General features: G+C 73.2%; 10 protein-coding genes. 5 read left to right on the top strand and 5 right to left on the bottom strand.

Annotation, left to right across the window (positions count from 1 at the left end; all coding sequences use genetic code 11):
* The first annotated feature begins 70 nt into the window (after window positions 1-70).
* Both OM076_RS06030 and OM076_RS06025 read left to right on the top strand, forming a co-directional pair.
* Complete coding sequence (locus OM076_RS06030) at window positions 71-2,863, top strand: helix-turn-helix transcriptional regulator (RefSeq protein WP_270038584.1); 2,793 nt, start codon at window positions 71-73, stop codon at window positions 2,861-2,863.
* A 42-nt stretch (window positions 2,864-2,905) separates the two neighbouring features.
* Window positions 2,906-3,535, top strand: coding sequence for a hypothetical protein (locus OM076_RS06025; RefSeq protein ID WP_270038583.1), 630 nt, complete (start codon window positions 2,906-2,908; stop codon window positions 3,533-3,535).
* On the opposite strand, the gene OM076_RS06020 is transcribed toward OM076_RS06025, so the two are convergent.
* The 4 genes from OM076_RS06020 to OM076_RS06005 form a co-directional block, all read right to left on the bottom strand.
* Window positions 3,532-4,245: an alpha/beta fold hydrolase gene (locus OM076_RS06020; protein ID WP_270038582.1), complete on the bottom strand. Its 714-nt coding sequence runs from the start codon at window positions 4,243-4,245 to the stop codon at window positions 3,532-3,534. The two genes, OM076_RS06025 and OM076_RS06020, sit on opposite strands and share 4 nt — an antisense overlap.
* Before the next feature lie 51 nt (window positions 4,246-4,296).
* Complete coding sequence (locus OM076_RS06015) at window positions 4,297-5,397, bottom strand: arginase family protein (RefSeq protein WP_270038581.1); 1,101 nt, start codon at window positions 5,395-5,397, stop codon at window positions 4,297-4,299.
* A 223-nt stretch (window positions 5,398-5,620) separates the two neighbouring features.
* Window positions 5,621-6,340 carry a DUF899 domain-containing protein gene (locus OM076_RS06010; RefSeq protein WP_270038580.1) on the bottom strand — a complete coding sequence of 240 codons (720 nt, stop codon included), beginning with the start codon at window positions 6,338-6,340 and terminating at the stop codon, window positions 5,621-5,623.
* Between the two features lie 101 nt (window positions 6,341-6,441).
* The gene (locus OM076_RS06005) at window positions 6,442-6,963 is read right to left on the bottom strand and encodes a ricin-type beta-trefoil lectin domain protein (protein ID WP_270038579.1); all 522 of its coding nucleotides are present in this window, start codon (window positions 6,961-6,963) and stop codon (window positions 6,442-6,444) included.
* A gap of 167 nt (window positions 6,964-7,130) precedes the next feature.
* On the opposite strand from OM076_RS06005, the gene OM076_RS06000 reads away from it, so the two are divergent.
* From OM076_RS06000 to OM076_RS05990, 3 genes are read left to right on the top strand one after another with little or no spacing between them, the layout of a single operon-like run.
* Window positions 7,131-8,888, top strand: a complete 1,758-nt coding sequence (locus OM076_RS06000) for a virginiamycin B lyase family protein (RefSeq protein WP_270038578.1) — start codon at window positions 7,131-7,133, stop codon at window positions 8,886-8,888.
* A complete protein-coding gene (locus tag OM076_RS05995; protein ID WP_270038577.1) occupies window positions 8,885-10,618 on the top strand; it encodes a CHASE2 domain-containing protein in 1,734 nt (577 codons plus the stop codon). Before OM076_RS06000 ends, OM076_RS05995 begins: the two co-directional genes overlap by 4 nt.
* A 50-nt stretch (window positions 10,619-10,668) precedes the next feature.
* Window positions 10,669-13,572: an ATP-binding protein gene (locus OM076_RS05990; RefSeq protein WP_270038576.1), complete on the top strand. Its 2,904-nt coding sequence runs from the start codon at window positions 10,669-10,671 to the stop codon at window positions 13,570-13,572.
* 64 nt (window positions 13,573-13,636) lie between these two features.
* Here the strand turns inward: OM076_RS05990 and OM076_RS05985 are convergent, their stop codons facing one another.
* Window positions 13,637-14,059, bottom strand: coding sequence for a hypothetical protein (locus OM076_RS05985; RefSeq protein WP_270038575.1), 423 nt, complete (start codon window positions 14,057-14,059; stop codon window positions 13,637-13,639).
* Window positions 14,060-14,132 lie beyond the last annotated feature (73 nt).

Below are 14,132 nucleotides of genomic sequence, written 5' to 3'. Positions count from 1 at the left end.
ATCACGGGCCAAAATTCCATAAAACCCTCTCTGATTTCTGACCGCGTGTCAACGATAATGCGGATCGCCCATGGTCCACTCGCCCCTCCCACGACCGGGACTACTGGGACGGCAGCGCGAGTGCGATTCGCTGGAGCGATTGGTCGCCTGCGTGCGGCTGGGTCAGAGCGGGGTGCTGGTCCTGCGCGGCGAGGCGGGGGTCGGCAAGACCGCGCTGCTCGAGCACCTGTCGGGCGCAGCCGCCGGCTTTCGGATCGCCCGCGCGGCGGGCGTCGAGTCCGAGATGGAGCTCCCGTTCGCCGGGCTGCACGGACTGTGCGCGCCGATGCTCACCCACCTGCGTGGCCTTCCGGGCCCGCAACGCACCGCCCTCAGCACCGCGTTCGGACTCGACACGGGGCCGCCGCCGGATCGCTTCATGGTCGGCTTGGCGGTGCTGAGCCTGCTCGCCGACGTCGCCGAGCAGCAGCCGCTGCTGTGCATCGTCGACGACGCGCAATGGCTCGATCGCGTCTCGGCCGAGACGCTGGCCTTCGTGGCGCGCCGGCTGCTGGCGGAACCGATCGGGCTGGTGTTCGCGGTGCGCGAGGACGGCGAGGAGCACGCGCTGGGCGGGTTGCCCGAGCTCGCGATCGGTGGCATCGCCGCCGACGACGCTCGCATGCTGCTCGACGCCACGATCCCCGGACCGCTTGACGAGCGCGTGCGCGCCCGGATCCTCGCCGAAGCGTCGGGCAACCCGCTCGCGCTGCTGGAGCTCCCACGCGGGCTGACGCCCGCCGCGGTCGCCGGCGGGTTCGGCCTGCCCGGCTCGATGCCGCTCATCAGCCGCATCGAGCAGGGCTTCGTCGACCAGCTGCGCCCGCTCCCGTCGGCCACCCGGCAGATGCTGCTGCTCGCGGCCGCCGAGCCCGTCGGCGACGTCACGCTGCTCCGGCGCGCCGCGGACCTGCTCGGCATCGAACCGAGAGCATCGGCACCGGCCGAGGCCGCGGGGCTGATCGACATCGGTGCCCGCGTGCGCTTTCGCCATCCGCTGGTGCGGTCCGCCGCGTACCGGGCGGCGAAGGCGCCTGACCGGCGGGACGCGCATCGCACCCTGGCCGACGCGACCGACCCGCGGCTGGACCCCGACCGCCGGGCGTGGCATCGCGCGCAGGCCGCCATGGGACGCGACGAAGCGGTCGCCGAGGAGCTCGTCCGGTCCGCCGGACGCGCGCAGGCTCGCGGGGGCGTCGCCGCAGCCGCGGCCTTTCTCGCGCGGGCGGCGGAGCTGACACCTGACGCGGCGCGGCGCGGCGAGCGCGCGCTGGCCGCGGCGCAGGCCAAGTTCGAGTCGGGGGCGCTCGAGTTCGCCCAGACGCTTCTGGCAGGCGCCGAGCAGTGCCCGCTGGACGAGCTTCAACGGGCGCGGCTCGCCCGCCTGCGCGCGGAGATCGTATTCGTGCTCAGGCGCGGGAACGACGCGCCGCCACTCCTCCTCGACGCCGCCAGAGCGTTCGAGACGCTCGACCCGGCAGCGGCGCGGGAGACCTACCTCAAGGCCCTCGAGGCGGCATTGATCACCGGTCGGCTCAATGCCGTCTCGGGCGTGCGCGAGGCCGCCGAGGCAGCCCGTGCCGCGCCCGCGGCACCGCGGCCGCCACGATCGATCGACCGCATCCTCGACGGGATGGCGACGCGGTTCACGGAGGGACCCGGCGCAGGCGCGCCGCCGCTGAGACGAGCGCTCCAGGGGTTCATGGACGAGCGGCTCGACGATCGCGAAGCGACCCTGCGCTGGCTCTCGCTCTGTCCGGTGGTCCAGTCGATGACGGTGTTCGAGCTGTGGGATGACGACGCCTACGAGACACTCGCCACCCGCTCGGTGCGCCTGGCGCGCGAGACCGGCGCGCTCACCACGCTCGCGATGTCCCTCCCGTTCCTGGCGGGCCTGCAGATGTTCAGCGGGGACTTCCCCGGGTCCGAAGCGTCGATCCAGGAGTCGGACGCGATCAGGGCGGCCACCGGCGGCGCACGTGTCGTCCTCGGCGGGCTCGGGCTGTGCGCCTGGCTGGGCGCCGAGGCGGAGGCGATGCAGCTCATCAACGCCCGCAACGCGGATGCGACCGTTCGCGGCGAGGGACGCGTGCTCGCCATGGCCGGCTGCTGCATCGGCATCCTCTACAACGGCTTGGGCCGCTACGACGCGGCCATCGACGGAGCCCTGCGCGGCAGCGAAGATGACGACCAGATGTACGTCGGCTGGTCGCTGGTCGAGCTCATCGAGGCGGCGACGCGCGGCGGCCGGCCGGAGTTCGCCGCCTCCGCGCTGCAGCGCCTTCAGGAGCGTGCGCGCGCAGCGGGGACGGACTGGGCGCTCGGTGTCCTCGCGCGCTCCGAGGCGCTCATCAGCGAGGGCGATCGCGCCGACACGCTCTACCGCGAGGCGATCGAGCGGCTCGGCCGGACCCGGATCCGCGTCGAGCTCGCCCGCGCTCACCTGCTCTACGGCGAGTGGCTGCGCCGAACCGGTCAGCGCGTGGCCGCGCGCGAGCAGTTGCGCACCGCGCACGAGCGGTTCGCCGACTTCGGCGCCGGGGCCTTCGCCGAGCGTGCGCGGCGTGAGCTGCTGGCGACGGGCGAGACCGTTCGCCGGCGCACGAGCGAGACGCGCGACGTCCTCACGCCGCAGGAGGCGCAGATCGCCCGTCTCGCCGCGGACGGCCAGACGAACCCGGAGATCGGTGCACAGCTGTTCATCAGCCCGCGCACCGTCGAGTACCACCTGCGTAAGGTGTTCGCCAAGCTCGGCATCGACTCCCGCCGGGAGCTCTCGGGACTGGGCACACTGGCCGCACCGACTAGGGATCAGGCCCGGTAGGTCCCGGACGAGAACGCAGCGGCGCGGCAGGAGACTCGCCCTATGCAGATCATCGACAACCTGCCGCGCGAACTGTTCCCGACGTGGCGTCGTGCGCAACTCGTCGTCGACCGTCACGCGCGCCAGGCCCCGCCGCCGGCGAGCGTGCTGAGAACGACCGGCTTCCTGCGCCCTGAGCTGGCGGAGTCCGTGACCGCGTGGTTCCTCGACGACGCGGCGCCCACCGGGCCCGTCCGGCGCTCCTACGCGGCGCTCGAGCGCGAGACCGCACGGCTGTTCGAGATCGCCCGCCGCGACCTCGGGGTCCGCGTGCACTACGTCGACGGCGAGACCGATCCTTATGACAGCGCCGCGGAGCTCTGCGCCGAGCTGCGGGAGCGCGGGTCGATGACACTGGCATGTGACGAGCGTCATCCGCTGCTCGGAACGACCTTCGACCAGCTTCGCGTCGTCCACGACGTCTTCGGCCACGCGGCGCTCGGCCTCGGGTTCGACCTGCAGTCCGAGTACGCCACGTGGTTGCAGTGCCGGACGCTGTACTCCCCCGCCGCCCGCCCCGCGGCGTTCTGCGAGCTGGTCGGCGCGGTCACGGCGTACATCACGACCGGCGAGAAGCCCGGCCTGCGGGCGAAGCTGCCGCCGGCCGAGCTCCTCACCGCCTGTGAGCTTTAGGCCGGCGCGGGCAGCGACGCGGCGTTGAGGATCAGGTCCGTCGCGATGTACGGTTGCGAGACGGCCACCGCGTGCGAGGCGCCCGGGATCTCGACCGCGCGCTGAGCACTGGCGCGCTCGGCCATGTAGCGCTGGGCGGCGACCGGGATGTTGCGGTCATTGCCGCCGAACACGAACCAGGACGGCAACTCCTTCCACAGCGGGCGCTCACCTGATGCCTCGAGGAGCGCCTCGCGGGTGATCGGCCGCTGCGTCGCCGCCATGCGCGCCGCGACGTTGGCCGGCAGGTCCGCGCAGAACTGCTCGTTGAAGCGATCCAGCGCGATCGACAGGTCGGTGGTGCCGTCCCGCCGCGCGACGGTCTCCAGCGTCTCGCCGAGGGTGCTCCCGGGGAACTTGCCCGCGAGCGTGAAGCAGCTCTCGCCGGCGTCCGGGGCGAAGCCCGCGACGTAGACGAGCCCGACGATCTCGCCGGCGTCGGCGTCGACGTTCGTGATGACCGCGCCGCCGTAGGAGTGGCCGACGAGCACGACCGGCCCGTCGATCGAGCGGACGAGGTCGGTGACGGCCGCGGCGTCGGCCGCCAGCCCTCGAAGCGGGTTGGCGGCGGCGATCACGTGAAGCCGGGCCTCGAGCAGCGGGTCGATGACATCGTTCCAGCTGGAGGACTCGGCGAACGCGCCGTGGACGAGCACGATGGTTGTTCTCATGCCTTCCAGGACCGGATGGCGCGAGGTCCTGTGACATCCGCTGCCGGGCGGTCAGTGCTTGAACCAGCGGGGCTGCGCGGCGCGCACGGCGGCGATGGCGGCTCGTACGCGGTCGTCGGCCGGGCCGCGCGCGGCGAGCACGGTGGCGTCGTCGTCGTACGGGTCGGCGATCCCCCCGCTCTCCCCCGAGAGCCCTTCGAGCACGCCGAGCAGGCAGAACGGGTTGTAGATCGGGCTGTAGCCGCCTTCGGTGCCGGCCACGAGGCGCCCGCCGGTGAGCTCGTCGGCGAGATCGGCGACGCGCGCGGCGAGTGACCGGAAGCCGCCGGCGGAGACGAGCATCCGGCCGGTCGGGTCGAAGACCGATGCGTCCTGGCCGGCCGCGACCATGATCAGATCGGGCCGGAACGCGCGCACGACCGGCGCGACGATCTCGTCCACGGCGAGGTGATATCCGGCGTCGGTGGTCGCGGGCGGGAGCGGGATATTGACCGTGGTTCCCTCCGCACCGGAGCCTCCGGTCGCGCGCAGCGCACCGGCGTGCGCGGGGTACCAGTCCTGTTGGTGCAGGGAGATCGCGAGCACGTCGTCGCGGTCCCAGAAGATCCGCTCGGCGCCGTTGGCGACGTGCACGTCCCAGTCGATGATCGCCACGCGCTCGACGCCGCGGGACCGGGCGTGCTCCACCCCGCACGCGACGTTGTTCAGGTAGGTCGACGCGATCGCCCGATCGGGCTCGGCGTGGTGTCCGGCCGGCCGGGCGTGCACCAGCGCCCGCGGCACGCGGCCGTCGAGGACCGCATCGACGGCGGCGACCACCCCGCCGACGGTCAGCCGCGCCGCGTCCCAGGTGGCCGCGGTCACCGGGGCGTACTCGCCGTCCCACGGGCCGCCGTCGCACGCGGCGCGCAGACGGCCGAGGTACTCCGCGGTGTGGACCGCGAGCAGCGCTGCCTCGCTCGCCGGCGCGGGAGCGATCCGCACCAGCGCGCCGCTCAGGGCGCTGCGCTCGATCAGCTCGTGCGCCTGGGCGGTCAGCAGCGCCGCGGCGACGTTGGCGCTGCCCAGCGTGAAGTCCCTGCCCCCGACCTGCAGCGTCGGGGGCGGCGGGTCGTGGGCGAGCACCAGCGGCGAGTAGACGTAGCCCAACACGACGCCACCATCTTGACGACCGTCACGGCGCGTGATGACGGTCGGCGCCATGAGACGCTAGGTGCCATGCGCGGGATCCATCATGTCGCCATCTTCACGGCGGACTACGCCGCCACCGTCGCCTTCTACCCACATCAGCGTGCTGGCGACCGATCCCGACGGTGGGATGGTCGAACTGCTCGCACCGGATGTCGACCGTGGCGAGCTGCCCTTCGCGGTCGTCTCACACGACGCGATCCACTGACCGAGACGCCTCCTCGCCGTAAGCGTCGTGGTAGTTCCACCACGCGTACGCGGGCGTCTGCGGATAGCCCTCGGGTGAGTCCTCCCACGCCTCCTGGCGCCCGAGCGCGGTGATGTCGAGGAAGCTCCACGTCGTGCCGAGTTGCTCGTCGCCGCGGGCGTTGATGAAGTAGGTGCGGAAGATCCGGTCGCCGTCGCGGATGAAGGCGTTGTGGCCGTGCCACTCGTCGACGCCGAAGTCCTTGTCGAAGTCGTCGGTGAGCGTGTACCACGGGATCAGCTCCCAGCCCATCCGCTGCTTGAGGCCCCCGATCTCGGACTGGGGCGCACGGGAGGCGTACACGAGCGTCGTGTCACGCGCGTTGAGGTGGGCCGGGTGCGCGACCTGGTCGGCGCCGAAGGAACAGCCGCCGCAGGCCCGCTCCGGATAGGAGCCGCCGGACGCCGGGTACGTGGTGACGTCCGGCGCGTAGAAAGCGCGGTAGACGATCAGCTGCCGGCGGCCGTCGAACAGGTCCGCCAGGCTCGCGGGTCCGTCAGGCCCTTCGAAGCGGTAGTCCTTCTCGACGGCCATCCACGGCATCCGCCGCCGCTCGGCGGCAAGGGCGTCGCGGGCGCGGGTCAGCTCCTTCTCCTTGACGAGCATGGCCTCACTGGCGGTCTGCCATTCCTGCGGGGACACGATCGGCGGGGTCTTCATGGCGAACGCTCCTTTGGTTCAACCCTCGGTGTACCAGAACGAAGTACCCGCTTCGCCTGGCCGCGGCGCGCCATGACGACGCGCCGCGGGGTGCGGTCCGCCTAGAGGACGTGGACCTGCCAGAGCATGCGGCTTGCGCCGGTGAAGAACTGCTGATCGGCGAGCTTCGAGAACGTCGTGCCGTTCTGCTTGGCGTCCTGGGCGTTGAGCGAGCGCGAGGTCTTGATGTTGCGCAGCTCGCGGAACGCGGCTGAGCCAAGGCCCTGCTGCCAGACCTGGTTCTGCGCGTGGTTGCACGGCTCCGTCGTCACGAGGTTGGAGCTGGTGGAGCCCGTCAGGCACTTGGAGGTGTCGCTGCCGAGGTGATAGATCGCGGCGTTGCCGAACGCCTCCTTCTCCCACGTGTGCGACTTCAGGTGCGGGCCGGAGAACGACATGCCGACGCTCCCCTTCGGGATGCCGCCGAATGCCTTCGGCACGAGCACTTCGCCCGTGAGCTTGTTGACGAGCTCGACACGGACGTTGGCGGCGTTCGCGCGCGCGCTCGTCATCAACGCGAGCGCCAGCACCAGCAGGGCGCCGAGCAACACGGCGCCGGACCTGCGAGGAAATGCGTACTTCATTTGGAGTGCCTCCTGAGGAGTTCGGTTACGAAACCCAGAGACGCCTTCCAGGTGGCGCACGACGGGGGATCCTCCCCGCAGATCCCTCTCGCGGCTGCGCGAAGGGAGATGAGCGTCTACGCGCCACGTCGCTCAAGTCGCGCCTGCGCCCGCCGATGATCTCCGTCGTGCGTCTATCCCCCTGGCTGCTCGCGGCGGCCATCCTGCTGAGCAGCTATTCCAGCGCCTCGGCGGCGCCGCGAACGATCCCTGTGCCGGGGTTCTCGAGCGCCGGAGAGGCCGTCGTGCGCGGCGCCGGCGGCGCGATGTACGTGGCGTTGCCCGCCGATCCGGGAGTCGTGGCGCGCGTCGCGGCCGACGGCACGGTCTCGGAGTACCGCGGTGGCGTCACCCCGAACTTCACCGCCAACCGGCAACCGCGCGGCCTGGCGCAGACGCCCGAGGGCACGCTGAGCACGATCTGGTTCCTGATGTCCGGTGGGCTCGACGAGCTCGGGCGGATCACGGCGGCCGGCGTCGTCGGCCGCTACGCGCTCTCCGACGGCCGGCCGACGTCGCTCACCGGCGGGCCGGACGGCAACCTGTGGATGACGCTCGACGGCGACCCCGGCAAGCCCGACGCCATCGTCTCCCTGAATCCCGCGACCGGCGCGATCACCCCCTTCACGAACGGCCTCGACGGCACCAGCGACCCGCGCGCGATCACGCCCGGCGCCGACGGCGCGCTCTGGTTCGTCGGCGCGCAGGGCCTCGGGCGCATCACCACGAAGGGCGAGCTGAGCTGGCAGAGCGTCGGCGCCCTCCCCAGCTCGCTGGCCAACGGCCCGCTGGACTCGCTGTGGTACGCCGTCGGGAGCGCCGTCACGCGGCTCGGCGCGCCGCCGATCGCGACCGCGGCAGCGCCCACGGCGCTGAGCGCGGGCCCCGACGGCGCCCTCTGGGCGGCGGGTCCCGGCGGTGCGACGCGGATCGAGCCGGGCGGCGCCACCAGCACCGTCTCCACGGGCGAGGCGAACGGCGTCGACATCGCCGCGGGCGCCGACGGCCACATGTGGATGACCCTCGACCGCGCGCCCTTCCTCGTGCGCGTGACGGTCCCGCCCCGGATCGACAGCCTCCAGGGCGGCTCCGGCACGATCGACGCCACGGTGAGCCCGAACGGCCTCGACACCGACGTCAGTGCCGAGGCGCAGAATGCGGACGGCACGTGGCGCGCGCTCGGCACGACCCGCGTGCCCGCGTCCACGGCGAGCGTGCCGGTCTCGCTCGCGCTGGCAGGACTCGCCCCGGGCACGACCACGCAGGTCCGGATGACCGCGGTCAACGAGGCCGGCACCGCCGCGACGGCGAGCATCCCGATCACGCTTCCCGGCCGGGCACCCGTCGCCACGACCACGCCGGGGCCCGTCGAGGGCAAGACCGTCGTGGTCAAAGTGATCAGTGGCACCGTCTCACTCAAGATTCCGGGTCAGCGCGCCTATGCGAAGCTCAGCGGCACCGCCACCGTGCCGATGCAGACCCTCCTGAACACGAGCAACGGCCGGGTCCAGCTCTCCGCCAAGGCCGACGGCAAGACGCAGACCGGGCGCTTTGACTCGGGCAAGTTCCGCGTCAACCAGCTGCGCAACGGGATCACCCAGCTGACGCTCGCAGGCCCGCTGGCCTGCGGAAAGCGCGCAAACGTCTCCGCCGCCGGCAAGCCCAAGCCGCGCAAGCGCCGGGTGTGGGGCAGCGACAAGGGCGGCAGCTTCCGCACGCACGGCCGCAGCAGCGTCGCGACCGTGCGCGGGACGCGCTGGCTGACCGAGGACACCTGCGCCGGGACGCGCGTCCGTGTCACCGAGGGCTCGGTTCGCGTGTGGGACACCAAGGGCGGGCTCGCGGTGATCCTCAAGGCCGGGCAGGAGCGCTTCACGCCGCGATGACCCGCTGGCTGATCGTGCTCGCCGGATGTTTCGGCCTGCTGGCGGCAGTCGCGGCGTCACCACTGCTGGACCGCACCGAGCAGTCCTCGCTCGACGGGCGCTTCGCGGTGCGCGGCACGCAGGCGGTCCACGGGCTCGCGGTCGTGGCGATCGACGAGCGGACGTTCTCCGAGCTCGACACCCGCTGGCCCTTCCGGCGCACGGTGCACGCGCAGATGCTCGATCGCCTGCGCGCCGCCGGCGCCCGCCAGGTCGTCTACGACGTCCAGTTCACCGAGCCTTCGGACCGCGAGGACGACGACCTCGCGCTCTACGACGCGGTCGCCCGGACGAAGCACGTCGTCCTCGCGACCGGGGAGAGCGACGGCCACGGCGGGACCCGGGTGCTCGGCGGCGAGCAGTCCCTCGCCGAGGCGGGCGGCGCGGTCGCCGCCGCGAGCACGTTCCCGTACGAGGAAGGCGGGATGATCCGGCGCTACCGGCGCGACGACACCGGCCTGGCGACCGTGCCGGTCGTGACGGCGCGGCTGCTCGGCGACCCGGTGGCCGCCGATCGCTTCGACGACGGCAAGGCGCTGATCGACTTCCGTGGCGGGCCCGGCACCATTCCCACCTACTCGTTCGCCGACGTCCTGCGCGGGCGCGTCGGGGCCGCACAGCTGGGCGGGCGGACCGTCATCGTCGGCGCGACCGCTCCGGCGCTGCAGGACGTCCATCCCGTGTCCGCGCCCGGCGAGGCCATGCTGTCCGGCCCGGAGATCCTGGCCAACGGGATCTGGACGGCGCTGGCGGACAACCCGCTGCAGCCCGTTCCCGGCTGGGTCCGGCTGCTGCTCACGCTCGGGCTCGCCGCCGTCGGCCCGCTGCTGGTGCTGGTGCTCGGCCCGGTCCGGGGCGTCTTCGCCGGCCTTCTGGCCGGGGCGGTGTACGTCGCCCTCGCGCAGCTGGCGTTCGACCGCGGGGCGGTGATCCCGGTCGCCCTGCCGGTGGTCGGCCTGGCTGCCGCGCTGTCGGCCTCGGCGCTGGCCAGCGCCGCCGCCGTGATCGCCGCCCGCGGGCGCGTGACGCGCTACAACGCCGAGCTCGAGTTCGCCGTCCTGGAGCGCACCGCGGAGCTCGCCGAGACCCAGCTGGACCTGGTGCGCCGGCTCGCCCGCGCGGCCGAGCTTCGCGACGACGACACCGGCGATCACATCGAGCGGGTCAGCCGGCTCTGTCGCGAGGTCGCGCTCGAGCTCGGCCTCTCACCGAGCGCCGCCGAGCAGCTGCGCCACGCGAGCGTGCTGCACGACGTGGGCAAGATCGGCGTGCCGGACGACATCCTGCGCAAGCCGGGCCGCCTCACCGACGACGAGATGGCGGTCATGCGCCGCCACGTCTCCGAAGGCGCCGAGCTCCTCGCCGATTCCGACTCGGGGCTGCTGCGGACCGCGGAGGTCGTCGCGCGCACCCACCACGAGCGCTGGGACGGCAGCGGCTATCCGAAGCGGCTCGCCGGCGAGGCGATCCCGCTCGAGGGGCGGATCGTCGCCGTGTGCGACGTGTTCGACGCGCTGCTGCACGAGCGCCCCTACAAGTCGGCGTGGACGATCGCGGAGGCGCGTGCGGAGATCATCGCCTCTGCCGGATCCCACTTCGATCCACGTGTCGTCGATGCGCTGCTGGCCGTGCTCGACCGGCGCGACCGCGAAGGCGGGCGCGACCCCGTCCCGCTGACACCCGGCTCCTGAGAGAGTCGACAGGGCCGCCTTCCCCCGGTACGGTCCGCTCTGTTCAAGCGATGAACACCGGGATCGACGTCAGGCTGTTGGGCCCTCTGGAGATCGTGGGTCCGAACGGCACAACGCGCATCGAGGGCGCCGCGCAGCGGCGGCTCGTCGTCGCACTCGCGCTGCGCGCCCCGCAGCCCGTGCCCGCCGGCGCGCTCGTCGAGGCCGTCTGGGGCGACGAGCCCCCCGAAGCCCCGGAGCAGGCGCTGGAAGACCAGATCGCCCGCCTCGGCGCCGAGCTGCCGGTGCGCCGCGACGCCGGCGGCTACGCGCTCGAACTCGAACGCGAGTGCATCGACAGCCGCCGTTTCGAGGCGCTGGTGGAAGCCGCGCGCACCGGGCGCTCGGAACCGGCCCGCGCGGCCGAGCAGCTCTCGACCGCGTTGGCGCTGTGGCGCGGCGCGGCGCTCGCCGACGCGCCGGGCGACGCGTTCGCGCAGGGCGAGATCGCGCGGCTGCAGGAGCTGCGGCTGGAAGCGATCGAGGAGCGGATCGCGGCCGACCTCGCGCGCGGGCAGACGGAGCAGCTCGTCGGCCAGCTCCAGACGCTGGTCGCCGAACACCCGCTGCGCAAGCGGCTGCGGGGGCAGCTGATCCTCGCCCTGTACCGCTCCGGCCGCCAGGCGGACGCGCTGGACGTGATGCGCCAGGGGCGCCGGCGGCTGCTGGACGAGCTCGGGCTCGAGCCAGGCCCCGAGTTGCGCCGGCTGGAGGCGATGATCCTTGCCCATGACCCCGAGCTGGAGGCGGAGACGCCGGCCGGGGTGCTGGACGCGCCGCTCCCCGCCCTGGCGAACGCGACCATCGGCCGCGAGGGCGAGCTGGCCGAGATCGGCGCGCTGCTCGCGCGCCCGGAAGTCCGGCTGGTGACCCTCGTCGGCGCCGGCGGCGTCGGCAAGACGCGGCTGGCGCTGGAGGCCTCGCGGGCCGTCGGCGGGCGCTTCCCCGGCGGCGTCGCCTACGCCGACCTGGGCGGGTCCGAGGGCGTGCTCGTCACCGCCGCGGCCGCTGCGCTCGGGGTGGTCGCCGACACCCCGCCGGAGCTCGGCGAGCGCGTCGCCCGCGCCACCCACGGCGCCAGCGCGCTGCTGGTCCTCGACGGCGTCGAGCGCTTCCTCGGGGACGCCGGCCAGATCGCCGAGGTCCTGGCGGCGGTGCCCCATCTCACCGTGCTCGCCACAAGCCGCGCGGCGCTGCGGCTGACCGCCGAGCACGCCTATTGGGTGCAGCCGCTCGCCGGCTCCAACGCCGCGGCGCTGTTCACGGCCCGCGTCGCCGCGGCGCGGCCCGATTGGGTTCCCGACGACGCCGTGGTCGAAGCCATCTGCGCGCGCCTGGACGGGCTGCCGCTGGCGATCGAGCTGGCCGCCGACCGCGCGCGCATGCTCCCGCTGCCCGCGCTGCTGGAGCGTTTGGAGCAGCGGCTCGACCTGCTCAGCGGCGGTCCCCGCGACCTGCCCGAGCGCCAGCGCTCGCTGCGCGCGACGCTCGAATGGTCCTGGGAGGTGCTCGAACCCGCGCAGCGGACGTTGCTCGCGCAGCTCAGCGTCTTCGAAGGCGGCGCGTCGCTGGACGCCTGCGACGCGGTCTGCGAGACCGGGGAGCCGGCCGAAGCGCTGCTGGCGACGATCATGGACGTCACCTCGCTCGTCGTGATGGAGGTGGGCGAGGACGCGCAGCCGCGGCTCGCGATGCTCGAAACCGTGCGCGAGTACGCGGCCGCGCACGTCGACGACCTGTCGGCGGTCGAGGCGCGCCACAGCGCGTACTTCCTCGCCTACGCGGAGCGCGCCGCCGAGGCGGCGGCGCAGGGGGACCGGCGCGCGTGGCTCGCGCGGCTGGCCCGCGAGCGCGGCAACCTGCGGGTGGCGTTCGAGCGCCTACTGCGCGCGGGCGAGGCCGAGGACGCGCTGCGCATCGCGATCGCCTTCGCGCGCACCTTGCCGTGGGACGCGCACGTGGCCGAGGTGCGCGGGTGGCTCGCGCAGGCGCTCGAGGCCTTCGACCCGGACCCGAGCCCGCGGCGGGCCGCCGGGCTGTACTGGGACGGGCAGCTGGCGATCGCCCAGGCGCGCTTCGCCGACGCCGAAGCGCCGTTGGAGCACGCGCTGACGGTCGGGCAGGACCTGGGCGATGTGGCGCTGGTGGCCCGCGTCCTGGCGGCGCTCGGCCGGCGTGCGGTGCTGATCGACTCGCCGCTGGCGAGCGGCGTGTGCGAGGCCGCCGTGGCGATCGCCCGCGGCCTGGGCGATCCGGGGCTGCTGGCGGACACGATGCTCGCGCTCGCGGGCGCGCACGAGCGCGCGGGTCGCTGGGAGCGCGCGGCGGACACGGCCGACGAGGCGCTGACGCTCTACCGCGTGGCGAACGATCCGTACGGGGTCGCGTCCGCGCTCGGCGAGCAGGGGTTCTACGCCATGGTGCACGGGCGCCTGGATCGCTCCGAGCACCTGCTGAGCGAGGCGCTGGAGCTCCGTCGCCGGCTCGGCGACGACCGCCGGCTGGTCGAACCGCTGATCGGCAACGCGTGGCTGGACCTCGCGCGCGGCAGCGGCGAGGTCGCGCGGCTCGGCTTCCTCGACTGTCTCGCGCTCGCGCGCCACGTCGACGATCAGTTCAACGTCGCCGAGGCGCTGGCCGGGCTCTCGACACAGGCGGCGCTGGACGGCAGCTTCGTCGACGCCGTGCGGTTGGCGGGCGCCTCCGCGGCGATCCACCGGCGCATCGGCGCGCCGCCGTGGAAGTCGGTGACCGTGATCCAGGAGCGTGCCCTCGAAGGCGCCCGGAGCTCACTCGGCGAGGACGCCTTCGCGGCCCTGCTGGCCGAAGGCGGCCGCGCCTCGCCGACGGACGCGATCGCGCGCCGCGGCCGCTTCGCGCGGGCCACCGGTCAGTCCGCCGGCCTCGTCGGCTGACGCCGCGAACGCCGCTGCGCCACGCGGCGCGGCGATGTCCGCATGACGACAGACCGGACGGAGGCTAAACGTCCGTCCCGTAGTCGCCGTGCTCGTCGACGTCGCCGGTGTCGTGCGAGGTGTCGTCGAGGTCGGCCGCCGGGTCGTGTTCGCTGGAACTGACGGCGTAGATGCCTTGGGTCCAGTAGGTCTCGGTCACAAAGTGCTCGCCCGGGTCGTCGGTGACGTCGCTGACGGGCGACGTATCGCCTGCGCTCGGATCATCCACTACGTTCTGGGGATCCGGCGCGTCATGGGGAGTTTCGTGGTCCGGGTCGAGCTTGCCGTCGATGATCCGTTGCCCGTGCGTGATCGCCCCACCGACGGCTGCGCCGCCGATCAGCTGCCCGATCAATCGCCGGTTGGCACGACGCTCATCGTCAACCGCCTTGATCTCGTCCTCGATCCGCGGAGGACGGTCAGAGGGGTCGTCGGTCTGCTTTCCCATGTGCTTAATGACCCATACTCGCCGGTCGCCGTCAACCCAGCGGGAATCCTGATTGACAGTGCTAGGCAGCTCG

This window comes from Solirubrobacter ginsenosidimutans (assembly GCF_027587205.1).
Note: the sequence above shows the minus strand (reverse complement) of the source record. Positions and strands in the feature narration are given on the sequence as shown.